The sequence below is a fragment of the Streptomyces sp. NPDC058741 genome (assembly GCF_042746715.1).
In the GTDB taxonomy this organism is placed as follows: domain Bacteria; phylum Actinomycetota; class Actinomycetes; order Streptomycetales; family Streptomycetaceae; genus Streptomyces.
Window position 1 is genome coordinate 139,256 of sequence record NZ_JBHYQH010000013.1, and the last position, 21,631, is coordinate 160,886.

A 21,631-nucleotide genomic window follows, 5' to 3' on the forward strand; every position below is an offset into this window, starting at 1 on the left:
AGTGTTGCACCGTCATGCACCTGGGGAGACGCCACAGCTGCAGCCGGTACTGGAACCCGCTTCTGTGCAGAAACTGGAAGCGGTAACAGCCAGGAGAGTAGGTCATCGACATGGTGCAGGGAAGTGTCCGTCGGAAGAATTTCGTCGCGTCCCGGCCGTTGACAAACCCATCCGGCGGACCCACGATCGGCCGCAGACGCCACAGCAGGCCGGGTCGTCATCGATCAAGGACCCGGAATGTCACTCAGAACAAGACTCTGCGCCGTCGGCCTGCCCGCCGTCCTCGTCGTGGGACTCGTCGCGGCCGAAGCCCCCGCCGAGACGGCCGCCTACGAGCGGATCCTCAACGGCACGTTCGACAAGGGAAAGTCCCCGTGGTGGAGCGGCGGCAACACGCCGTCGCGCGTGGTGGACGGCCGCCTGTGCGCCGACGTCCCCGGAGGCACCACGAACGTGTGGGACTCGATGATCGGCCAGGACAACATCCCCCTGGAGGCCGGCCAGCCCTACACCCTGCGCTTCACCGCATCGGCCACGGCCGACACCAGCGTCCGTGCGGTGCTCCAGCTGGGCGTGGCCCCTCGCACCACCACCTTCAACAAGGCGATCGCACTCACCCCGACGCCCCAGACCTACACCATCACGGGCCAGTCGAACACCGCTGACCTGCACGGACAGCTGTCCTTCCAACAAGGCGGCGCCGCAAAGCCGTTCACCCTCTGCCTCGACGACATCTCCCTCACCGGCGGAGTGGTGCCGCCCGGTGGCGGCCGGGACTTCGGCTCCCCGGTGCGGGTCAACCACTACGGCTACGAGACCTCCGGCCCCAAGAAGGCATCCATCGCCGAGGGCTCGGCGGACCCCGTGCCGTGGCAGCTGGTCGACTCCTCCGGCACCGTCGTGCGCGACGGCCTCACGACCGTCGTGGGCGACGACCCGGGTTCCGCCGACCACGTGCACATCGCCGACTTCAGCTCGTACAACGAGACTGGGACCGGTTACAGTCTCGTCGTGGGCAGCCACTCCAGCCAGCCCTTCGACATCACGGCCAACCCGTACGCCGCCCTGCGCACCGACGCCCTCTCCTACTTCTACCCCGCCCGCAGCGGCACCCCGATCGAGGCCGCCTACGCCGGAGAGGCCTACGCCCGGCCGGCCGGTCACCTCGGCGTGGCACCGAACAAGGGGGACACCGACGTTCCCTGCCGGCCCGGCACCTGCACCTACTCGCTGGACGTCCAGGGCGGCTGGTACGACGCCGGGGACCAGGGCAAGTACGTCGTCAACGGCGCCCTCGCGGCCTGGCAGCTGATGGACACCTACGAACGCGCCCGCGCCAAGGACGACCGCGCGGCGACCGGCGACGGGCTGCTGAGCATCCCCGAGAACGACAACGGTGTTCCCGATGTGCTCGACGAAGCGCGCTGGGAGACGGAGTTCCTGCTCCGCATGCAGGTCCCCACAGGACAGCCGCTGGCCGGGATGGCCCACCACAAGATCCACGACGCCGCCTGGACAGCGCTGCCGACACTGCCGCACCAGGACGCCCAGGCCCGTTACCTGTCTCCCCCCTCCACAGCGGCGACCTTGAATCTGGCCGCCGCGGCCGCCCGGTCCGCCCGGGTGTGGAGGCCCTACGACAAGACCTTCGCCGCCCGCTGCCTGACCGCTGCCAAGACCGCGTGGAAGGCGGCACTCGCCCATCCCGACAGCTACGCACCGGACAGCGACGACATCGGTGGCGGCGCCTACGACGACACCCGCGTGACGGACGAGTTCTCCTGGGCGGCCACCGAGCTGTACGCCACCACCGGAGACCGGGACTACCTGCCGCACATCACCGCGCAGCTCACCGACGCCGGATTCTCCTGGCGGGACACCGACGGCCTCACGGACCTGACCATCGCCCGGCTGCCCCGGAAGTTCCCCGCCCGCATGGCGCGCGCCGCCGGCGAACGGGTGGTCGAGGTCGCGGACACCTTCGCCCGGGACCAGAAGTCCCAGGGCTACCCCAACCCCTACCTCCCCGCTGACGGACGGTACGTCTGGGGCTCCAACAGCGCCTCCGCCAACAACGCGGTGGTGCTCGCGACCGCGTACGACATCACCCGCCGCTCCTCCTACCGCAACGCGGTGCTCGAAACCCTGGACTACCTGCTCGGCCGCAACGCCCTCGACCAGTCCTTCGTCACCGGCTACGGCGAACGGGCCAGCCACAACCAGCACAGCCGTTGGTGGGCCCACCAGCTCAACCCCGCCCTGCCCAACCCCCCGGCCGGGTCCCTCGCCGGCGGCCCCAACTCTGCCCTGCAGGACCCCGTCGCCCAGCAGAATCTGCCTGGCTGCAAGCCCGCGACCTGCTACATCGACGACATCTTCTCGTACTCGACCAACGAGGTCGCGGTCAACTGGAACTCCGCCCTCTCCTGGGTGGCGACGTTCGCGGCCGCTCGCTGAGCCACCTCCACACCCGCAGCCGTGCGTGGCGACACCGCCGGCCAAGGACAGCCGCCACGCCATGGAACGGCACAACCGCCGCAGGGGCGCCCACCCGCGCAGGACGAGCGCGGGCGGGCGCCCGAGCCGGGGCCCCGCGGCAGCCCACCCCTCACAGAGAAGCGAAGAGGCACCATGAAAGCGCTCTGGAAGATCGCACCGGTTCTCGCCTGCGTCGTGGCCGTCCCCGGATGGTCCCTGCCCACCGCCGACGCCGCCTCCGCAGCCAATCCGACCACCCTCACCAGCGGCTTCTACGTCAACCCCAACTCCAGTCCCGCCGCCTGGGCGGCCGACCACCCCACCGACTCCCGTGCGGCGTCCATCCAGACGAACATCGCCTCTCGGCCCATCGCCCGCTGGTTCGGTACCGGCTCCACCGGAAATGCCGTCGCCAGTTACATCGGCCAGGCCGACAGCCGTGACAAGCTCCCCGTCGTCGTCGCGTACAACCTCCCCGGCCGGGACGCCTGTGGTGGCGAGTCCGCCGGCGGAGCGGGCAGCGTCGCGGAGTACAAGACCTGGATCTCCACCTTCGCCGCGGCCGTCGCCGACCGGCCCGCCGTGGTCGTCATCGAGCCCGATGCACTCGGCGACTTCAGCTGTATGACCAAAGCGGCCATCACCGAGCGCCTGGACATGCTGAACTACGCCACCCGCATGTTCCAGCAGAAGGCCCCGAACGCCTGGACGTATCTCGACGGTGGCAACGCGGGATGGACATCGGCGGCCACCATGGCTGACCGGCTGGCCGCGGCAGGCGTCGCGAACGTGCGGGGCTTTTCGGTCAACGTGTCCAACTACTACTCGACCAGCGCATCACTGACCTACGCCAAAGCCGTCGTCGCCGACCTCGGCGGCACCTCCCACTTCGTCATCGACACCAGCCGCAACGGCAAGGGTTCCAATGGCGAATGGTGCAATCCGGCCGGCCGGAAGCTCGGCACGCCCCCGCAGACCGGCGGCGGAGCCGACATGCTGCTCTGGATCAAGACCCCGGGCAACAGCGACGGCACGTGCGGGACCGCGCCGACCGTACCCGCCGGAACCTTCAGCCCCGACCTGGCCGTCCACCTGATCAACGGAACATGACGACCAGGGTGCTCCCGTAAGGCGAGGACCTCCGGCAGGCATCTGCCGCGACCAGGGCCCTCCGGTCCTGACACGACGTCAAGTCGGTCTGACCATGCCGGCCCGGCGGTGTCTGCGCCATGGCAGACACCGCCGGGCCGAACGAACCGGTGCAGCGCGTTCGGAGCCCTCTCGACGCGTTCCGCCGGCTGCACCGCTGCACTCCCGACGCCGGTCGCCTATCCCTGGCCCTGGCCCGCGGTCTGGGCTGAGCGCTGTCCCCGTTCCTGCCGCTGCCCCTGGCCGGCGCCCCTGTGCTTGCCCCCGGTACGGTCATGTGCCGGGGCATCGATCGGCGTGCCGCGGTAACAGCCCACGGTGTAGGGGAACTCCAGGGTGGCGCTGTAGTGGTACATCGTCGTCTCCTTGCCGTTCCACATCACCTTGCTGGTGCGCCCGTGGCAGCTGTCCAGGTCGGCGTTGGTGGGCAGGTTGCCGTTGTCGTCCCGTTCGACGTAGATACCGAAGCCGTCCAGCGCGTACCCGACGAGGGTCGAGCCCTTGTCCGCGGCGGCGGAGAGCAGACAGGACGGGATGTCGTGGTAGTGGTAGTGCTCCGCGCCGTCGGGATGGCCGTCGCACATGTCCTGGGTCTCGTGAGCCGCTGCGTCCCGTCCGGCGTCGTCGAGGGCGTTGTAGAGGTAGACGCCGTTCTTGAGGATGCCTATGGCTCCCATGGACAGGCAGCCGGCGGTGTCGGCGCGGCCCGGGTCGAGGGGCAAGGTGAGGTTGACGGTCTGCGAGGCGATGGCGTTCGGGTTGGTGTCGTACTGGTACGCCGGGTCCGACTGCTGGATGGGGAAGGTGCCGGTGCTCTGGTGCGTCGGCAGGTCCTTGGAGGTGATGATCCGGGAATCGCCCCGGACGGTCTCGTCGTACTCGGCGTCCGGCCAGCTGTGCCGGCCCCGCACCTGCACCTTCGAGGTCGAGTCCCACGTCCCGTTCGCGGTGTCCATCCAGGGACCGTCGTGGCGCGCCCCGCCGGGGCGGAACGAGGTCTGGCACGAGTAGACGTGCCCGGTCCGTGGTGCGGTCGATACGTTGTCGTCGCCGAGCGGGATCTTCGAGGGGTCGGTGACCCCGGACCAAGTGGCGGGGACGCCTACGCCGGCCATCGACGGCGCCGGGCTCACGGACTGCCCGGGCGAGGACTTCTGTTCGGAGAAGGAGGCCGCGGACGTGCAGGCCGCCAGCAGCGCCGCACTGCTCGCCACGGCCAGCGCTCGCAGCACCGACCTCCCGGATGTCACCCTTTTCGCTGTCACGGTCGTTCCTTCGCTCGGGGGGAGTGATCATGGGACGGGCTCGACCCCACGGCCGACGCGGCGGGGTCGTGCCGGTCCGTCGAGCGAGAACGCTGGCAGTCTCAGGGGCGCGATCCGCTGAGGTCGACCTGAAGATTGGCTGAGCACTCGCGTGCGGCTGGTACGCCAGGTGCGGGTGGCCGGGGCAGGCGCACCAGGAAGGTGGCGCCGCCGCCAGGGGTCTCCAGCGCGGTCACCGTTCCGTCGCAGCTGCTCACCAGCGCAGCCACGATGGAGAGCCCGAGACCCGACCCCGTTCCGGACGGCGTGCGTGCCCGGGACGTGCCGGGTCGGAAGAAGCGCTCGAAGACATACGGTCGGTCGGCGGCCGCGATGCCGGGGCCGTTGTCGATCACCCGGATCTCGACCACCGGCCCGTGTGCCTCGGCGGTGATCCGGGTGACGGTGCCGGGTGGGGTGTGGTTGCGGACGTTGGCCAGCAGATTCCCGATCACGTGCCGCAGCCGTAGTGCGTTCGCGCGGACGGAGACGGCCTGCCCGGCGACGAGGTCCAGTTCGACGGGGTGGTCGGGGCCGATGGAGCGGTGTTCCTCGACCGCCTCCCCGAGAACGCCTGCCACCTCCGCCTCCGTGTCCTCCTCCGGGTCCGCGGCTTCGTGGTCGAGCCGTGCGAGGAGGAGCAGATCCTCCACCAGACCGGTCATCCGCTCCGTCTCCGAGGCGATCCGGGACATCGCCCGATCGAGCGGCGGGCCGGGAGGGAGCCCGCCGCGACCGTGGAGTTCGGCGTAGCCGCGGATGAGCGCCAGCGGCGTGCGCAGTTCGTGGGAGGCGTCGGCCACGAACTGCTCCAGCTTGAGCCGGGCAGCCTCGCGGGAGGCGAGGGACGCGTCCAGTCGGACGAGCATGTGGTCGAAACTCGTGGTCAGCCGTCCGACCTCGTCCTTGGTGCCGCGGGCCCCGGTACGACGGGTGAGGTCACCGGCTGCCACGGCCTCCGTGGCGTCCACCAGGTCGTCCAGGGGACGCAGTTGCCGTCGTACCACCCACCAGCCCGCGCCGCCGCCGAGCAGCACTACGGCGCCGCCGCCCAGCGGTAGGCCCCACAGCAGCAGGCCGGTCGTCCGGTCCGCCTCCGCCAGGGACACGGCGAACACGGTCACGCCGCCGTCGGGCCGTCGGACCGCGGTCCAGTGGTACTCCAGCGTCCCGTCCACGCTCCCGGCACTCCTGATACGGCCGTCCGGGCCGCCGGCCAGTGCGGCCTTCCGGGAGACGTCCGGCAGCGGATCCAGATCCCCGGACATCTGCGAGGGCACCGCCTCCTCAAGGCGTCCCCGCGGGCCGAAGCGCAGCAGGGCGACCTGCCGGGCCGAAGACCGGTCCCCACTCGGCCGGACCCCGGACTGCGCCGACCGACCCGGCTGCGACGACTGCGGCTGGGCGCGGGCGCGGAGGAGCCATGCGTCGGCCTCGGCGACGAGATTCGACCGGGTCCACCACAGGATGCCGCCGCCCAGGACCGCCACGGAACCGGTGAGCAGCACAGCCACCAAGAGGGCCAGACGCGCGCGCAGCCGCACGCCTCACCTCCCCGACCGCAGCACGTAGCCGAATCCGCGCACCGTGTGGATCAGGGCCGGGCCGCGCGCGTCCACCTTCCTGCGCAGCTGGCTGATGTGCGCCTCCACCAGGTTGCCGTCACCGCGACCGACCTCGGCGTGACCCCAGACAGCCTCGATGATCTGCGCCTTCGACAGCACCTGGCCGCGCGCTCGGAGCAGGTGGCGCAGGATTCGGTACTCGGTGGGGGACAGGACGATCTCCCTGTCGCCCCGGCTCACCCGGTGGGCCCGGTCGTCGAGCACGAGGTCGCTGATCTGCAACGGCCGGTCCACCTGGCCGGTCCGCCCGCTGCGGCGCAGTACGGCGGCGATCCTGAGGGTCAGCTCCTCCAGACTGAAGGGCTTCGTCAGATAGTCGTCGCAGCCCCGGGCGAATCCCGTGCGGAGATCCGCCCGGCTGTCGCGGGCGGTGAGGAAGATGACCGGCAGCTCGCAGCCGGCGCTGCGCAGCCGCCCGCACACCTCGAACCCGTCGAGGTCGGGCAGGGTGACGTCCAGAATCAGCAGATCGCAGTCCGGACCCGGACCGACGGAGAGGCACTCACGGCCGCTGCCGACGGTGGCGGTGTCGTACCCCTCGTGCCGCAGCGCGGCCTCCAGCAGTTCGGCCATCGGCTCGTCGTCCTCGACGAGGAGGATCCGGGCACGTGTCCGCCGGGCGTTCGCTCCCGAGGTCGTCACAGTCATGCGCGGGATATTAGAGCAGCGAACTGTGGGCGCCGGCGGACCCTGGGCAGGCGGTCGGCGCGGTGATCCGCATCTGACGTGCCATCTACCGGCGCGCCCACCGGTCCGTCCGGCAGGGGCAGACGAGCGGGGACGGGCCGCCACGCGCCCGCAAACGTCATCTCGGAGAGGACCTGGAGCCGGTCGGTCGAGAGCGTCTCGGCGCCGTGCGACGCGCCCTCGGCCATCTTGCGGTGGACCCCACGACCGCTGCGCAGCCCTCGGTCGAAGAGCCGGACGGCGCGCGCACTCCGGCGCGGCGGGTGGGCCACACGACGATGAGGAGCCCGAGGACGATCATCAGCAGCGGCTTGCCCGCCACCGTGCCCGGCCGCGACAGCCCGTACGCCAGGGCCACCGTGCGGAGCAGGCTGAGCGCCGTGCCGACCGGGGGTGATGACGACGCTGACCAACGCGGCCCGCGTGACCACGCCGCCTGGAGAGGACCACGTTGTGGGACGCGAAGGTCGGACTGGTCGGGAGGAGCACACGGCCGCCGCTGGCCGCGAGCTCCTCCCTGGCCGCCAGGCGGGTGCCCAGGCAGAGCAGCAACACAAGCGGAACAGGGCTTACCCATCTCGCAAACGTCTCAATTTGCTCTCCATCGCACCTTGGGGACCATCCCCACGTCTGCTAACTTCCCGGTTCGATTCCGAACTGCACTGACACGACAGCGGCTTCGGGACGACAGGCATGTCTTCAGACATGGCTTCAGACATGGGAGGGCCCATGAACAGAAGCGCCGCCGTGCCCCTCGGCGCGGCCTTACTCCTTCTCCTCGGCACGGCCGTGCCCGCCGCCGCGGGAAACCCCGGCGACGGCGCGGCCACCGACGGGGCGACGCTCTACCGCGACGACACGGTCGACGTCTCCTACCGCCAGGTCGCCCCCGGCGACCCGGCGTGGAGCCAGGTTCCGGCCGCCCTCCGCGGCAGAGCGACGCAGGGCTCGTACGTCGCCCGGCTCCAGCTCGAGAACGTCTCCGACCACCCCGTCTCCACATGGTCGCTGACCTTCGAGCTCTCTGACCGCATCACGGTCACCTCCGCCGCGAAGCTCGCCGCCCCCCAGGGCGCGCGCACGACGCTCCAGGGCGTCGGCCCCACGAACACCCTTCAGCCGGGCAGGACCGAGACCGTCTGGTACCGCGCCGAGCCCGGCGCCGAGGCCGACACCCCGACCTGGGCGTCCTTCGCCAAGCACGGCATCTCGCCGACGGAGGACACCGACGGCGACCGGCTCCCCGACGACCTGGAGGTGCGCGCCGGGCTCGACCCCAAGTCCGAGGACACCGACGGCGACGGCCTCTCCGACTTCGCCGAGCTCGGCTACCGCATCAGCACCCCGCTCAAGGCCGACACCGACGGCGACGGCATCAAGGACGGCGCCGAGGACCCCGACCAGGACGGCCTCACGGCCGCCCGCGAGCTCAAGCTCCGCACCACGCCCACCCGCGCCGACACCGACCAGGACGGCCTCGCGGACGCCCGCGAGCTGAAGCTCCGTACGGACCCCACCAAGGCCGACACCGACGGCGACGGCGTCCAGGACGGCGAGGAGACGAGGCTCAACGCCTCCCCCCGGGCCAAGAACTCCGCCTTCGACGTGACCCGCCGCGCGGACGGCGGCGCCACCTCCGCCGAGGCCACGCTCAAAGGCCTGCGCGCCGAGCAGGTCGGCGGCTTCCAGGTCACCAGGCTCCCTGCCGAGCAGCGGGAGTTCCCGGAGTCGACTCCGGGCCACCTCGGCAACGGCTTCCAGGTCTCCGCCCCCGCGGACCGCGCCGCAAGGCTCGTCTTCCGCCTCGACCCCGACCGTACGGAGGGCACCGCACCGGCCCTCTACCGCTACGACGAGAAGGCCCGCCACCTCGTCAAGCAGTCGGGCCAGCAGCGCAGCGGCAGCACGATCACGGCCACCGCCACGGCCGACGGCTCCGCCAAGTACGTCGTCCTCGACAGCCACGCCTTCGACACGGCAGGCCCCGAGGCACCTGGCAAGCGAATCCTCTCCGACGACCCCGGCGACGGCGGAGACCCGGGTGACCCGCCCCCGACCGACATGCTGATCCACCAGTCGTCCTTCCGCGAGGGCCGCCGCAAGGCCCCCGACCCCCAGCACCCCCCCGTCCCGGCCGACCCGCGCGTCGCCGACGACCTCACCTTCAACGACTACGACTTCGACGAACTCACCGACCTCGGCTGGGAGTTCTGGGTCGCCCGCATCACGCCCGAGTCCTTGATGTGGGCCGAGTTCAACGACATCATGAACTTCGGCAAGCTCGGCGCCGACGCCGACCACGCCCAGTCCGTCGACGACCTCCGCAACGCCTTCCGCTACGGCCGCGGCGGCCAGGGCGCGGGCACGGTCACCGTCGACGACAACTTCGACCCCGGCCGCTACCTCTACCGCGGCTCCGGCACGGCCCTCTCCCGCGCCGTCGGCGCCTCACCACAGGAGAAGGCGTACACCGACAAGGCCGGCCAGATCATCAAACAGTCCCTCATCGACAACAAGGGCCGCACCGATCAGCTCCAGGTCCAGGAGGACCTCTCCAAGAACTTCCTCTTCCAGGAGTTCCTCCGCCAGGACGTGAAGTACCCGGTGTACGACTTCTCGCTCTGGGACGCCGGCCAGCGCGCCCTCTCCATCGCGATCCACCAGTTCCACGGCCACACGATCGCGCTGAAGGACTACAAGGTCGAGGGCAACTCCTTCTCCGGCAAGCTCGTCTTCCACTCCTACGACCACTTCGGTCTCGACCCGGACGACGAGATCACGGAGTACGGCTTCATCGACTGGTTTACGCTCCAGCACTATGACCGGTTCGACGGGAAGTACCCCCCGGCGATCGCGCAGGCGGACATCGAGATCCCCATCAGCGGCACGTTCTGACCTCGCCGACCTGATGCCCCCCAGGCGCTCGCCGGGCCGGGTCCTGGTCGTCACGCTGCTCGTCGTGACGGCCGGTTACCTGGCCTGGCGGGTCGCCGTCCTCGCGGGCCTGGAGGCCCACTTCGGCAGCGGCTTGGACGAGCAGCGCTTGAACCGGCTGCAGCAGGAGTACGACCGCCGCGAGGACGCCTTCGCCCGGGCCGACGCCCGGATGCGGAAGCTGATCGCGGAGCACCCCCGCGCCGAACGCATCGACTGGAGCGGGTACCGCACGTGCGTCCGCGAGCCCGGCCGCCCCTCCGACACGTGCACGACGACGCCCCCGCGCGACCAGAAGGTGTACGACGCCCTCTGGGGCGTCAGCGTGATCCTCTACCAGTCCAAGGACGAGGGCCGCACGTTCTACCGCTTCTACCACGAGGACCCCCCGCGCTACACGATCATGCGCGCCCCCGAGGACACCGCGGAGGAGGCCGAGGAGTACGCGGACGCCCACGGCTTCCGCTCCACCCGCACCCTCGGGCCCGGCTGGACGATCCTCGGCCCGATCGACGACATCGGCCGCGAGGAGGAGCAGTTCCCGTAGGAGGGCTCGCGGAACGCCTCGCCGTGAAGCAGCAGGGAAGCAGCAGGCACGAGAGGAGACCCCCACCCCCGTGACACGTCACGGATCACCGTCGACCGTGTCGTCGCAGGCCCCGCGGGCCGGGTGACCGCCGACGGCGCCGTGCTCGTCGAGCCCAGGACATGCGCCACGGGTGCCGTGCTTCGAGCTTGCCACCCGCCGTGCGGCGCGCGGCACTCGGACCACACCGAAAGCACTCGGTGATGAGTATCGGGTCTGTTCGAATTTCGTACCACGTGGGTGTTTCGTTCACCCCCCGCTTTGATGCCGGGGAACTTGGTGAATGGTTCCGTGTGTGGATTACGGCGCGCGCGACCGTCACTCTGGAATCGCGGAAGGGGGGTGGCCGGAAAACATCGGCCGAAACCTTTCGGGCATTCCTGCTCTGGTTTCTGGGGGAAATGATGAAGTCTGCCCGTGTGTTCGCAGTCGCCGTTCTCTGTGCGCTGATGTTCGGCACTCTCGCCGGTACCGCTGCCGCCGAGACCGGCGGGGCCGACACCCCGGCGTCTTCCTCCATCCTGCCCGGCGACGGCAGCGGTTGACGCTGTGTCCCGCGATGACCCGTGCGTACCCGGGGGCGACCCGGCCCGTGGGGAGTTCCGGAGACGGCGGTCCACCGGAATCCGGAACTCGGGAATCCTGCGGAGAGGATACGTCGACTGCTTGATCCACGGGCTGCGGGAAGTGGTCCGTACCGGTCAGCAGCCGGGAAAGGGAAGTGCTCGGACACATCCCGCGCGGAGCCGCGTACCGGGAGATCGTCCGCCGCATGGATGTCAGTCTGCATACCGTTGACCCCTACATACGCCGGATACGCGCGAAAGGCGGAGCCCGCAACCGCATGCACCTGCTGCTCCTGGCTCCGTCGGTCGAGGACTCCCTCGTGAGCGCGATCGAGGACATGGGGCCGTCGCCCGTGCCGGAGCCTCCCGGCCGGTCTCCGGGCTGACCGGACTCGGACTCGGCCGCCCTGACGCGGCCGCCGGCCGAATGCCACGTGAACACGTGACTGTCGGAGCCGGTCCGGGTGCGGCAGTATTCCAGGGCGGCGTCGGTGCCGCTCGGGTATTCCCTCCCCCTTTCCCGCAGTGTGTCCGGGCGTCGTGGCGCCCCGGCACACCTCCTTCCTGTGGCATCGCCCGAACGTGCGCGAGATCGGAGAACTGTGCCTGAACGGCGAGCTCTGAGCCAGCCGCTGCGGTCCTTCGTCGAAGAGCTGGTCCTGTGCGCCGCGGCCAACGGCGGCCGAGGTCCCGCCCTGCTGTGGCCCGAGGATCCGATGGCCTTGCCGGCCCTGCTGGAGCTGCCCCGCCCGGCCCGTCCGGCGCCGGACGCCGACGCGACCGTGCCGGGCGGACCGGGCGCGGAGGAACTGGCGGCCGAGCTGGGCCGCAGGCTGCAGTTGCGGGTGCGCCCCTACTTCCGCTTCCTGTTTCCGGACTCTCCCGTCGTGGAGGGCGCACCCGGCGGTGCCGAGTCCGCGTTCACGGTCCTGGAAGGAGCCTGCCGCTGCGTTCTGGCGCGTGTCGGTGAGGACCCGGCACCGGGCCCCTCGCATCCACTCGGCATGCGGCTGCGTTCCGGCGGCACTCTCTTCGTGCCCCAGGCCCACACCTACCGGCTGTCGGAGATCCACGTTCCCACCACACTGCTCAGGCTCGACCTGGAGGCTCCGGGCTGACGGGGTACGCCCTCGGGGCCGTACACACCCGAGGCGTACGCCGGATCAGGCCAGGGCCGTCGAGGGTCCCGCTTCCGGCTCTCCGTCGTCGTCGAGCAGCCCCCTCGCGGACACCGCGACGCCGGCCTGGAAACGGCTCTCGGCGCCGAGGGCCTGCATCATGTCGGCTATGTGCTTGCGGGTGGTGCGCAAGGACATCCCGAGCCGCCGCGCGATCGTCTCGTCCTTCAGTCCTGACGACAGCAGCCGCAGGATGGTGCGGTCCAGATCCTTGGCGACCGCTTCCAGGCCGTCGGTGGCCGCGTCGGAGAACGGCTGGGCCTGCGACCACAGTTGCTCGAACAGCTCGTACAGGAAGTGCACGACCGACGGCTCCCGGACCACCACCGCGCCCTGCCGGTCGTTGCGCCGGGTCATGAACGCGAGCTCCCGGTCGAAGATGATCATCCGGCCGACGAGCTGGTGGGCCGTCCGGTACTCGCCGCCCAGCGCACTCGCCGTGGCGACGTACGCCTGGCTGGGGCTGTTGAATCGGGCGGTGTGGTGGTACACGGTCCGCATCCGCACCCCCCGGGCGAGCATCTGGCTGTCCCGGAGCAGCGCGTCCTGGAGCACCTCGGGCGGACGGGTGCCGCCGGGCTGCACGGTGACCATGTCCTCGCGGCACTGCTCGGCCGCCCGGTTCAGCGCGGCCCGCACATGGGGGAGACTGGGAATGGTCTCCAGGTCCGCGGAGGCGCCGTGCCTTCCCTCGTTGTAGTCGACCGCGAGCTGGGTGAACTGGTCCTGGAAGAGGCGCAGTCGCGTCTGCTGCTCCGCGATGGCCCGCTCCACCGGTGCGGTGGCCACGGCCGCGACCAGGTGCGGGTCGACGGCCCGGAGGCGGTCGTCGCCCTCCTCGCCCCTGTGCGCCAGGCCGATCCGGACGAGGCGGTCCACCGCGCCGCTCACGGCGCTCGCGTCGAGCCCGGTCTCCTTGGCCATCGAGACGGGGTCTAACCGACCGTGCAGAGCCAACCAGCGGTAGACGGCCACCTCCTCGGCACGGAGTGTGTCGCCCACCGTGAAAACGTTGTCATCGGTCTGCTGTTCCACCATCAGTCCTTCGTCTTGACACCCGTATGGGCACGCGCCCCACCCTCGTCGCGCTCAACGTCTCCCGGCTGCCGTGTACCGGCTGCCCACCGGTCGGTCCGCATGTGGTGCGGATCGCATCGGTAAGGACGGGCAACCGTGAGAGCGGGTTCATCGCTCGAAATCTAGTTGCTGGAAGACGCCAGGTCGACCAGATCCCGGGAGTGAGGGGCCGGTCGGTCGCTGCGGGGCGGACGGTAGCCGTCCGGATGGCGAAACCCGTCCGTATTATCTCCTTTTGCTGCTTCATGGCCTCTTCGTCCACCCCCCGCTTTGGTGCCGGAGAACTAGGTGAATGGCTCCGTCTGTGGCTTCCGGCACGGGGGGGCCGTCAGTCTGGAACAGCGGAAGGGGAACGGCCGCAAAACGCCGGCCGGGAATTTTCCAGCATTCCTCACCCTGATTCCTTGGAGAAATCATGCAGTCTTTCCGTGTGTTCCTGGTCGCCGTCCTCCGCGTACTGACGATCGGCGCCGTCGGCGGTACCGCCGCCGCCGAGAGCGGCTGCGCCGGCATCCTGGCGACGTCCGCCACCGGGCCCGGCGACGACGGCGGTTGGGGGCCGCGTAGTCGGATGACCTGCGGGTGAGCGCGGGGAGGTCGACCCGTGGTCGGTTCCGGAGCCGGTGGTCCACCAGCGCCGGAACGCGGGAATCAGAGAGAGAAAGGCGCTCGTATCTGTGAGCAACAGGCTACGGAATACTGTCCGGGGAATCGGTGACCGGGAAAGAGAAGCACGCGGACGCATGGCGCGCGGGGACACCTGCGGCGAGATCGACCGGCGCGTGAACGCCAGTCCGCACACCGTCGGAAAGAACGCGGCGACCGGACTTTCGCTACGCGAACGCGCAGTAAGCGGCCCGCGCCAGAGATCGCTGCCGACTCCGTCGGAGGGCCCCCGCCAACCGGCTTCCTTCGCCGAGTTGCTGAAGAGGCACCGGGGCCGCTGCGGGCTGACCCAGCAACAACTGGCGGACTTCGCGACGTTGAGCGTACGGGCGATCCGGGACCTGGAGAGCGGACGGGTCCGACGGCCCCGCCGGGAGAGCGTGGGGCTGCTGGCCGACGCGTTGCGGCTGAGCGGTCCCGAGCGACAGCAACTGCACACCGCCGGTGGAAGCCCGGCGGACCTGCGGGACACACTGCCCGCCCCGGCCGCTCCGCCCGCCCTGGCCGAGCCGCCCGCTCCGCCGGGCGCACTGGTGGGCCGGGAAGCGGAGCTGCAGGTACTGCTCGATCAGGTGACCGTCTACGGCCACCGCCTGGTGAGCGTGGTCGGCATCAGCGGCATCGGGAAGACGCATCTGGTGCTGGAGGCGGCCCGCGTGCTGCGGGCCAGGGGCTGGCGGGTCGGGTGGTACGCCTCGGGCGGGGGTCCCCACTGCTGCGGTGCGCCTCCCGCGGCCGGCCCCGGCGGACCGCAGCCGAGCACCGCCGACCCGACCGACGACCTCGTCGCGGCGATCGGCGAGAGGCATGACCTGCTGGTGATCGACGCCGGCGGCGCCTCGGGTCCCGGCGGGCCGGACGTGGGGGAGCTGCTGCGGCGGTGCCCGGGGCTGCGCGTCGTGGTGACCGGTCTGACGCCGCGCTACCTGCCGGGTGAGCGCGTACTGCCGCTCACCGCCATGTCCGTGCCGGACGAGGCGCCGCACTACGACCACGTCCGGTTGAGCGAGGTCGAGTCCGTGGCGCTGTTCCTCTCCCACATGCGCCGGTCGCAGCCGGGGTTCCGGCTCCGGGAGGACAACGCGCACGCGGTGGTGCGGTTGTGCGGCTGGCTCGACGGTGTGCCCCGGGCACTCGAGTACGCGGCGGGCTGGTGCCTGGTGTACCCGCCCGAGCTGCTGCTGGCCCGGGCCGGCCGGGACTTCTCCCTCCTCTCCTCCCCGGCGGGCTGCGGCTGCCAGGACCTGCTGGCGTCCGTGGCGCGCAGCGTCGACGTCGTGGCCGAGTGCTATCGACTGGTGCTGGCCGAGGTCGCGGACCGTCCGCACTGGACGGTCGGGGACCTCGGCCATCTGGTGCCGGATCCGGCCGCCGCCCTGCACGCGCTGCTGGTCCACGGCCTGGTGCGGCCCGCGGGCCCCCATCTGCCGGAGCGGTTCACGGCGCTGCATCTGGTACGGCTCCTGCATGTGCGGGGCCGGACTCCGGCGGGGGTGGCGCGGGCCGGCTGAGACTGCCGCTGATTCTGCCTACCGGCGCCCACAGCGGCCATTACGTTTACCCGTGCCTCGCAGCGGCCGACGAAAGGGCCTGACCATGGTTACCTGTCCTGAATGTGAGAACTCGGTGGTTCCCGCCGGAACACCGGTGATCGGCGAGATAGTGGAATGCGGTGAATGCGCCAGCGAATTGGAGATTCTCACGCTCGATCCGATACGGGCCGCGCTCGCGCCGGAGATCGAAGAGGACTGGGGCGAGTGAGCCGCGCAGAGCCGTTCGCGGTTCTCGCGTCCCGCGTGCGGGCCAGCGAGAAGAGAATCCTCGAAGCGCTCACCCGCAGGGGGATCGCCCACCGCCACATCGACAGCCGTGCGTGGTGGCACCCCCTCGGCGAGCGCGGCCCGCACCCGGTCGTGCTGAACCGGGAGATCGGGCTAGCCAGGGCGCTCTACGCGGCGGAGGCCCTGGAGGCGGCGGGGGCGGTCGTCGTCAACTCCGCCCGCGCGACCGCGCTGTGCGGGGACAAGTGGCGTACGTCCGCGGCGCTCGTCGAAGCCGGACTCCCGACACCGCGCACAGCTCTCGGGCTGACCCCGGAAGCGGCGCTGACGGCTCTGGAAAGCATCGGCTATCCGGCCGTGGTGAAGCCCCTGCAGGGCTCGTGGGGCCGTCTGGTCTCCGCCCTGCCGGACCGGCAGACCGCGGAGACCGTGCTGGAGTACGTCGCCGCGCTGCCCTCACCGCAGGCGCGAATCGTCTACCTGCAGGAATGGATCGCCAAGCCGGGCCGCGACATCCGGGTGATCGTGATCGGCGGCGAGGCAGTGGCCGCGACCTACCGGCGCAGCGAGCACTGGCGGACCAATGTGGCGCGGGGCGCGGTGAGTGAACTGTGCCCCATGACACCGGACATCGCGAAACTAGCGGTCATGGCCGCGCAGGCCGTGGAGGCCGAGATCGCCGGCGTCGATCTGATCGAGGACGGCGCCGGAGAGCTGCTGGTCCTGGAGGTCAATCACGGAGTCGAGTTCTCCGGCCTCCAGCAGGCCCTCGGCGACGCGGTCTGCGTCGCCGACCGAATCGTCGACCACCTCCTGGAGAAGTCATCCTCATGCTCCGAGTAGCGATCGTCGGCGCATCCGGCTACATCGGCGGCGAACTGCTGCGTCTTCTGCTCGGCCATCCACGGGTCACGGTCGTGGCCGCGACCTCCGACCGCCTCGCCGGGCGCCGCGTCGACGGCCCCCACCCCAACCTGCGCGGCCACACGGACCTAGGCTTCGTCGGCCACGACACCCTGGCGAACCTCGAATGCGACGTCCTCTTCCTGGCCGCACCGCACCGGGAGACCATGGGAAGGATGGCGGAATTCCTCGGACTCGCCGGGACCGTCATCGACCTGTCCGGCGATTTCCGCCTGCGGGACCCCGAGGTCTACGCGTGCTATTACGGGGTCGAGCACGCAGCCCCGCAGCTCATACCCGAATTCACCACCGGGCTGCCGGAATGGCACCGCGCCCGAATTGCCACGAGCGACCGGATCGCGGTTCCCGGGTGCATGGCCACCGCGGGCATCCTCGCGGTCCGGCCGCTGGCCCTGGAGGGGCTGATCGAGGGCACGGTCCGGGTGGACGCCCGAACGGGCTCCAGCGGGTCGGGCGTCTCCAGCGGAGCCGCCGGCGCCCATGCCGAACGCAGCGGCGCCCTCCGCGTGTTCGCCCCCTCTGGGCACCGGCACGAGGCCGAGATCGCACAGGCCACGGATCACACCGTGCGGATGACCGCCACCGGCGTCGAGGCGGTCCGCGGTGTGCAGGTGCTGTGCCATGTGGACCTGGTGTCCGGGGTGTCGCAGAGAGAGGTCCGGTCCGCGTTCCGCGCGGCGTACGGGAACGAGCCCTTCGTCCGGGTCATCGCCCAGCGGCAGGGCCTCTACCGGCTCCCGGAACCGAAGATCCTGACCGGATCGAACTTCTGCGACGTCGGGTTCGCGATGTCCGCGGACGGCGCTACCGCGGTCCTCGTCGGCGCGCTGGACAACCTGGTCAAGGGCGGCGCGGGCGGCGCCGTGCAGTGCATGAACGTCCGCTTCGGCTGGCCGGAGCGGACCGGGCTCGAATTCTTCGGACTGCATCCGAACTGACATGAGGCTGATGAAGCGAATGCGGGACATACTTGTTGTCAAATGCGGCGGGAACGCCGCTGTGCGGTCGCAGGCGGTCTGTGCGGACGTCGCCGCCGTGCACCGCGGCGGCAGACCGGTGATCCTCGCCCACGGCGGCTCGGCCGACATCGACGGGCTCGCCGCACGCCTCGGAGTGCCTTCCAGACGGCTCGTCGCCCCCGACGGGGTGTCGACCCGCTACACCGACGCGCGCACGCTCGAAGTGGTGCAGCTGGCGCTGGCCGGCTCCGTCAAACCCCGTCTGCTGGCCGCCCTGCGCGCCTGCGGCGCGGACGCGGTCGGGCTGACCGGTCTGGACGCCGGACTCCTCGTGGCCGCGCGCAGAACGGCGCACCGGGCGGTCGTCGACGGACGCCGGGTGGTGGTCAGGGACGACCACAGTGGACGGATCACCGCGGTCAACGGCGACCTGGTCGCCACGCTGCTCGCGTCGGGTCTGCTGCCCGTGGTGTCGCCGCCGGCCGTGGCCGAGGACGGCCGGGTGGTCAACACGGACGCGGACCGCGCCGCCGCGGCCGTCGCGGGCGCCGTCGGTGCGGGCACCCTGCTGCTGCTCACCGGGGCGGGAGGGGTGCTGGCCGACCGGCACGACGAACGGTCGGTGCTCCCCGTCTGCCGGGTCCCCCGCGAGGGCGCGCCTCCGGTGGTCACCGGCGGCATGGGGATCAAGCTGGTCGCGGCCCGGGAGGCACTGCTGTCCGGTGTGCGGCGCGTCCTGATCGCGGACGGCCGCCGGCCGCGTCCGGTCCAGGAGGCCCTGGCGGGCTCCTGCACCGAAGTGCTGCTGGAGGAGGAGTGACGATCTTTTCGGACACGGCCGCGATCGAACTGCTCCACGGCATGCTGGAGATCCCCTCGCCGTCCTTCGCCGAGGCGGAACTGGCCGCCCACGTGGTGGACGCCATGCGCCGAGCCGGTCTCACCGCGCGGATCGACGCGGCGGGAAACGCGGTCGGAGAGATCCGGCGCGGACCGGGGCCGACGGTGATGCTGCTCGGGCACATGGACACCGTGCCGGGGGACATCCCGGTGCGGAGGGAGGGCGACCTCCTGTACGGCAGGGGCGCGGTCGACGCCAAGGGGCCGCTCGCCACCATGATCCGCGCAGCCGCCGACAGCACCGGGTTCCGGGGCCGGATCGTGGTCGTGGGGGCGGTGGAGGAGGAGACCACGATGTCCCGGGGCGCGCTGGAGATCCGCCGTACGCACGAGCCGCCCGACGCACTGGTCATCGGCGAGCCCAGCGGCTGTGACACGGTCGTCCTCGGGTACAAGGGGAAGCTCGACCTCCGCTACCGGGTGCGGTGCGAGGCGACCCACCCCAGCAACGTCGTGCCCAAGGCGTCCGAACGGGCGGCGCGGGCCTGGAGCGAGCTGCTGGACCTGCTCGGCCCGGAGGCGAGCCACGCCCGGTTCGACAGCCCCGGGCCGACCCTGACGTCGATCAGCGGCGGACTGGCCTCCGCCACCGCGGAGTTCAGCATCCGCATCCCCCCGGGCTTCGACGCCGAGAAACTGGTGGCCGCGCTGTCCGAGCGGCTGGACCCGGACACGCTGGAGGTCCTCAACACGGTGCGCGCCTGCCGTGTCGGCCGCAACGACCCCGTGGTGCGGGCGCTGACGGTCGCGATCCGCGCCGAGGGCGGCAGCCCGAGGGCCAAGGTGAAGACCGGTACCTCCGACATGAACACCCTGGCCGAGCGGTGGACCGTGCCGATGGCCACCTACGGGCCGGGGGACAGCACCCTGGACCACTCCGACCACGAACACATCAGACTGTCCGAGTACCTGTTCGGCATCGGAGTGCTGACCCGTGCCCTGGCCGAACTGGGCGAGCACCTCACCGGAGAGAACCGATGAGCGACGACCACGCGCGTACGGCACGGGAACTCATCGTGCGGATGTGCGCCAACCCGGAGGGCGGACACCTCGGCGGATCGATGTCCATCGTCGAGATCCTGGTGACCCTCTACCGCGACGCACTGAGGATCGACCCGCGGAGGCCGCAGGCCCCGGACCGGGACATCCTGCTGCTGAGCAAGGGGCACGGCGCGATCGGGCTGTACGCGGTCCTGGCGGAGCGGGGCTTCTTCCCCGTCGAGCAGCTGGCCGGCTACGGCACCCCGGACAGCGTGTTCACCGCCCACCCGAACCCCGCCGTCCCCGGGGTCGAGATGCCGACCGGGTCGCTCGGACACGGGCTGCCGCTCGGGGTCGGCTTCGCGCTCGCCGCACGGCTGGACGGGAGCGGCCGGCGCTGCTTCGTCGTCCTCGGCGACGGCGAACTGCAGGAGGGCTCGGTCTGGGAGGCCGCGATGGCCGCCGGCGCCCAGGGACTGGACCGGCTGGTGGCGATCGTGGACCGCAACGGGCTGCAGATCAGCGGTGACACGGAGGAGACCCTGGGCCTGGAACCGCTCGGGGACCGCTGGCGCAGTTTCGGGTGGACGGTCCTGGAGGTCGACGGCCACGACCCGGAGCAGTTGCGTACGGCTCTGGCGCGTATCCCGCACACCCCCGGCAGACCGACCGTGCTGCTGGCCCGCACGGTCAAGGGCAAAGGACTGCCCTATATCGAGGGCCAGGCCCGCAGCCACTACGTCCGGCTCACCGAGCGCGGGCACCGGCGTGCCCGTGCCGCGGTGATGCGCGGCGAACGAACGGAGACGACATGTCCGTCGTGACAGCCGAACCCACCGTGTCGGACGAGGCCCGCTCGGCCCGGGAGGTGTACCGGGACGTGCTCGTCGAGTTGCTCGGCGAGGACGAACGCCATGTCTGCCTGGACAGCGACACCGGCCTGTTCTCCGCCACCTCGTGGGGCGAGGGGGCGCGGCGCTACCTCAACCTCGGGATCGCGGAGCAGAACCTGATGGGCGTGGCGGCGGGGCTGGCCAGGTCCGGCCGCATTCCCTTCGTCAACACCATGGCGGCCTTCGCCGCCACCCGGGCGCTGGAAGCGGTCAAGCTCGACATCGCCTGGAACGATCTGCCGGTGCGGATCGTCGCCACCCACGGCGGGCTCTCGGCCGGCCACCTCGGCTCCACCCACCATGCGCTGGAAGACCTCGGCGTCATGCGGATGCTGCCGAACATGACCGTGCTGGTGCCCGCGGACGGCCCCGCCACCGAGACCCTGGTCCGGGCCGCCGCCGAGCTGCCGGGGCCGGTGTACCTGCGCCTCGGGCGCGGCGCGACGCCCAGCCTCCCGCCGGGCGCGGAGCCGCCGCGGATCGGGGTCGCGCAGACCCTGCGCCGGGGCTCCGACGTGACGCTGATCGCCACCGGCCCGCACCCCGTGCTCACCGCGGTCGAGACCGCCGAGGAACTGGCCCGCGACGGGATCGACGCGGCCGTGCTCAACATGCACACCGTCAAACCGCTCGACCGGGAGGCGATCGTCGCGGCCGCGACCGGCACCCGCGGCATCGTCACCGTCGAGGAGCACTGGGCCGCCGGGGGCCTCGGGTCCGCCGTGGCCGAGGTGGTGGCCGACCTGGGCGTCGCCTGCCCCGTACGGCGGGTGGCGGTCGCCGACCGGTTCGCCGCCGGCACCGGGGGACACCGGCATCTGCTCGCGCGCAACGGGATCACCGCCGCGACGGTGACCGAGCAGGTGCGGCGGCTGCCGGCCTGACCCTCGCCGCGGCGTCCCTGCGACTGGCTGCGCCCCATGACCAGGACCTGGTCATGGGG

20 protein-coding genes are annotated in these 21,631 nt (G+C 71.2%); 16 read left to right on the plus strand and 4 right to left on the minus strand.

Going from position 1 to position 21,631, the window contains the following annotated elements:
• Positions 1-237: 237 nt before the first annotated feature.
• Both ACFW6P_RS13935 and ACFW6P_RS13940 read left to right on the plus strand, forming a co-directional pair.
• Entirely contained in the window at positions 238-2,457 is a 2,220-nt protein-coding gene (locus ACFW6P_RS13935; protein WP_386354515.1) for a glycoside hydrolase family 9 protein, read from the plus strand.
• A gap of 174 nt (positions 2,458-2,631) precedes the next feature.
• Positions 2,632-3,588, plus strand: a complete 957-nt coding sequence (locus ACFW6P_RS13940) for a glycoside hydrolase family 6 protein (protein WP_386354512.1) — start codon at positions 2,632-2,634, stop codon at positions 3,586-3,588.
• Between the two features lie 218 nt (positions 3,589-3,806).
• Here the strand turns inward: ACFW6P_RS13940 and ACFW6P_RS13945 are convergent, their stop codons facing one another.
• The 3 genes from ACFW6P_RS13945 to ACFW6P_RS13955 form a co-directional block, all read right to left on the minus strand.
• Positions 3,807-4,892 carry a YHYH protein gene (locus tag ACFW6P_RS13945; protein ID WP_386423744.1) on the minus strand — a complete coding sequence of 362 codons (1,086 nt, stop codon included), beginning with the start codon at positions 4,890-4,892 and terminating at the stop codon, positions 3,807-3,809.
• Positions 4,893-4,993: 101 nt separating this feature from the next.
• Positions 4,994-6,475: a sensor histidine kinase gene (locus tag ACFW6P_RS13950; protein WP_386354507.1), complete on the minus strand. Its 1,482-nt coding sequence runs from the start codon at positions 6,473-6,475 to the stop codon at positions 4,994-4,996.
• A gap of 3 nt (positions 6,476-6,478) precedes the next feature.
• Complete coding sequence (locus ACFW6P_RS13955) at positions 6,479-7,204, minus strand: response regulator transcription factor (RefSeq protein WP_386354504.1); 726 nt, start codon at positions 7,202-7,204, stop codon at positions 6,479-6,481.
• Between the two features lie 768 nt (positions 7,205-7,972).
• On the opposite strand from ACFW6P_RS13955, the gene ACFW6P_RS13960 reads away from it, so the two are divergent.
• The 5 genes from ACFW6P_RS13960 (at position 7,973) to ACFW6P_RS13980 (ending at position 12,447) form a co-directional block, all read left to right on the plus strand.
• Complete coding sequence (locus ACFW6P_RS13960) at positions 7,973-10,138, plus strand: DUF3289 family protein (RefSeq protein ID WP_386423746.1); 2,166 nt, start codon at positions 7,973-7,975, stop codon at positions 10,136-10,138.
• A 13-nt stretch (positions 10,139-10,151) separates the two neighbouring features.
• Complete coding sequence (locus tag ACFW6P_RS13965) at positions 10,152-10,724, plus strand: hypothetical protein (protein ID WP_386423748.1); 573 nt, start codon at positions 10,152-10,154, stop codon at positions 10,722-10,724.
• A gap of 242 nt (positions 10,725-10,966) precedes the next feature.
• Positions 10,967-11,308 (plus strand): hypothetical protein, encoded by a 342-nt coding sequence (locus tag ACFW6P_RS13970; protein ID WP_386354494.1) that lies wholly within the window; start codon positions 10,967-10,969, stop codon positions 11,306-11,308.
• A gap of 176 nt (positions 11,309-11,484) precedes the next feature.
• Positions 11,485-11,715: a LuxR family transcriptional regulator gene (locus tag ACFW6P_RS13975; RefSeq protein ID WP_386354491.1), complete on the plus strand. Its 231-nt coding sequence runs from the start codon at positions 11,485-11,487 to the stop codon at positions 11,713-11,715.
• Between the two features lie 216 nt (positions 11,716-11,931).
• Positions 11,932-12,447, plus strand: a complete 516-nt coding sequence (locus tag ACFW6P_RS13980) for a hypothetical protein (protein WP_386354488.1) — start codon at positions 11,932-11,934, stop codon at positions 12,445-12,447.
• Between the two features lie 45 nt (positions 12,448-12,492).
• On the opposite strand, the gene ACFW6P_RS13985 is transcribed toward ACFW6P_RS13980, so the two are convergent.
• Positions 12,493-13,509 carry a LuxR C-terminal-related transcriptional regulator gene (locus tag ACFW6P_RS13985; protein WP_386423749.1) on the minus strand — a complete coding sequence of 339 codons (1,017 nt, stop codon included), beginning with the start codon at positions 13,507-13,509 and terminating at the stop codon, positions 12,493-12,495.
• Positions 13,510-13,999: 490 nt separating this feature from the next.
• Here ACFW6P_RS13985 and ACFW6P_RS13990 point away from each other — a divergent pair, with 490 nt between their 5' ends.
• The 9 genes from ACFW6P_RS13990 (at position 14,000) to ACFW6P_RS14030 (ending at position 21,572) form a co-directional block, all read left to right on the plus strand.
• Positions 14,000-14,170 carry a hypothetical protein gene (locus ACFW6P_RS13990; protein WP_386354482.1) on the plus strand — a complete coding sequence of 57 codons (171 nt, stop codon included), beginning with the start codon at positions 14,000-14,002 and terminating at the stop codon, positions 14,168-14,170.
• 334 nt (positions 14,171-14,504) lie between these two features.
• On the plus strand, positions 14,505-15,761 hold the full coding sequence (locus ACFW6P_RS13995; RefSeq protein WP_386354479.1) for a helix-turn-helix domain-containing protein: 1,257 nt from the start codon (positions 14,505-14,507) through the stop codon (positions 15,759-15,761).
• An 85-nt stretch (positions 15,762-15,846) separates the two neighbouring features.
• Complete coding sequence (locus tag ACFW6P_RS14000; RefSeq protein WP_073720752.1) at positions 15,847-16,011, plus strand: lysine biosynthesis protein LysW; 165 nt, start codon at positions 15,847-15,849, stop codon at positions 16,009-16,011.
• Positions 16,008-16,874 (plus strand): RimK family alpha-L-glutamate ligase, encoded by an 867-nt coding sequence (locus ACFW6P_RS14005; RefSeq protein WP_386354474.1) that lies wholly within the window; start codon positions 16,008-16,010, stop codon positions 16,872-16,874. Before ACFW6P_RS14000 ends, ACFW6P_RS14005 begins: the two co-directional genes overlap by 4 nt.
• Complete coding sequence (gene argC / locus ACFW6P_RS14010; protein WP_386354471.1) at positions 16,862-17,893, plus strand: N-acetyl-gamma-glutamyl-phosphate reductase; 1,032 nt, start codon at positions 16,862-16,864, stop codon at positions 17,891-17,893. The genes ACFW6P_RS14005 and argC overlap by 13 nt, the downstream gene beginning before the upstream one ends.
• A gap of 19 nt (positions 17,894-17,912) precedes the next feature.
• On the plus strand, positions 17,913-18,734 hold the full coding sequence (locus tag ACFW6P_RS14015; RefSeq protein WP_386423760.1) for a [LysW]-aminoadipate kinase: 822 nt from the start codon (positions 17,913-17,915) through the stop codon (positions 18,732-18,734).
• A complete protein-coding gene (locus tag ACFW6P_RS14020) occupies positions 18,731-19,795 on the plus strand; it encodes a M20/M25/M40 family metallo-hydrolase (RefSeq protein WP_386354465.1) in 1,065 nt (354 codons plus the stop codon). Before ACFW6P_RS14015 ends, ACFW6P_RS14020 begins: the two co-directional genes overlap by 4 nt.
• Entirely contained in the window at positions 19,792-20,619 is an 828-nt protein-coding gene (locus ACFW6P_RS14025; protein ID WP_386354462.1) for a transketolase, read from the plus strand. The genes ACFW6P_RS14020 and ACFW6P_RS14025 overlap by 4 nt, the downstream gene beginning before the upstream one ends.
• Complete coding sequence (locus ACFW6P_RS14030) at positions 20,607-21,572, plus strand: transketolase family protein (protein ID WP_386354459.1); 966 nt, start codon at positions 20,607-20,609, stop codon at positions 21,570-21,572. Before ACFW6P_RS14025 ends, ACFW6P_RS14030 begins: the two co-directional genes overlap by 13 nt.
• The last annotated feature ends 59 nt before the right edge of the window (positions 21,573-21,631 follow it).

Excerpts from the sequence above, each read along its gene's own strand:
- ACFW6P_RS13970 (WP_386354494.1), top strand. The coding sequence starts at position 10,967 with ATGAGTATCGGGTCTGTTCGAATTTCGTACCACGTGGGTGTTTCGTTC.
- ACFW6P_RS13940 (WP_386354512.1), top strand. The coding sequence starts at position 2,632 with ATGAAAGCGCTCTGGAAGATCGCACCGGTTCTCGCCTGCGTCGTGGCC.
- ACFW6P_RS13960 (WP_386423746.1), top strand. The coding sequence starts at position 7,973 with ATGAACAGAAGCGCCGCCGTGCCCCTCGGCGCGGCCTTACTCCTTCTC.
- ACFW6P_RS14025 (WP_386354462.1), top strand. The coding sequence starts at position 19,792 with ATGAGCGACGACCACGCGCGTACGGCACGGGAACTCATCGTGCGGATG.
- ACFW6P_RS13990 (WP_386354482.1), top strand. The coding sequence starts at position 14,000 with ATGCAGTCTTTCCGTGTGTTCCTGGTCGCCGTCCTCCGCGTACTGACG.
- ACFW6P_RS13965 (WP_386423748.1), top strand. The coding sequence starts at position 10,152 with ATGCCCCCCAGGCGCTCGCCGGGCCGGGTCCTGGTCGTCACGCTGCTC.
- ACFW6P_RS13955 (WP_386354504.1), bottom strand. The coding sequence starts at position 7,204 with ATGACTGTGACGACCTCGGGAGCGAACGCCCGGCGGACACGTGCCCGG.
- argC (WP_386354471.1), top strand. The coding sequence starts at position 16,862 with ATGCTCCGAGTAGCGATCGTCGGCGCATCCGGCTACATCGGCGGCGAA.
- ACFW6P_RS14015 (WP_386423760.1), top strand. The coding sequence starts at position 17,913 with ATGCGGGACATACTTGTTGTCAAATGCGGCGGGAACGCCGCTGTGCGG.
- ACFW6P_RS13935 (WP_386354515.1), top strand. The coding sequence starts at position 238 with ATGTCACTCAGAACAAGACTCTGCGCCGTCGGCCTGCCCGCCGTCCTC.
- ACFW6P_RS14000 (WP_073720752.1), top strand. The coding sequence starts at position 15,847 with ATGGTTACCTGTCCTGAATGTGAGAACTCGGTGGTTCCCGCCGGAACA.
- ACFW6P_RS14030 (WP_386354459.1), top strand. The coding sequence starts at position 20,607 with ATGTCCGTCGTGACAGCCGAACCCACCGTGTCGGACGAGGCCCGCTCG.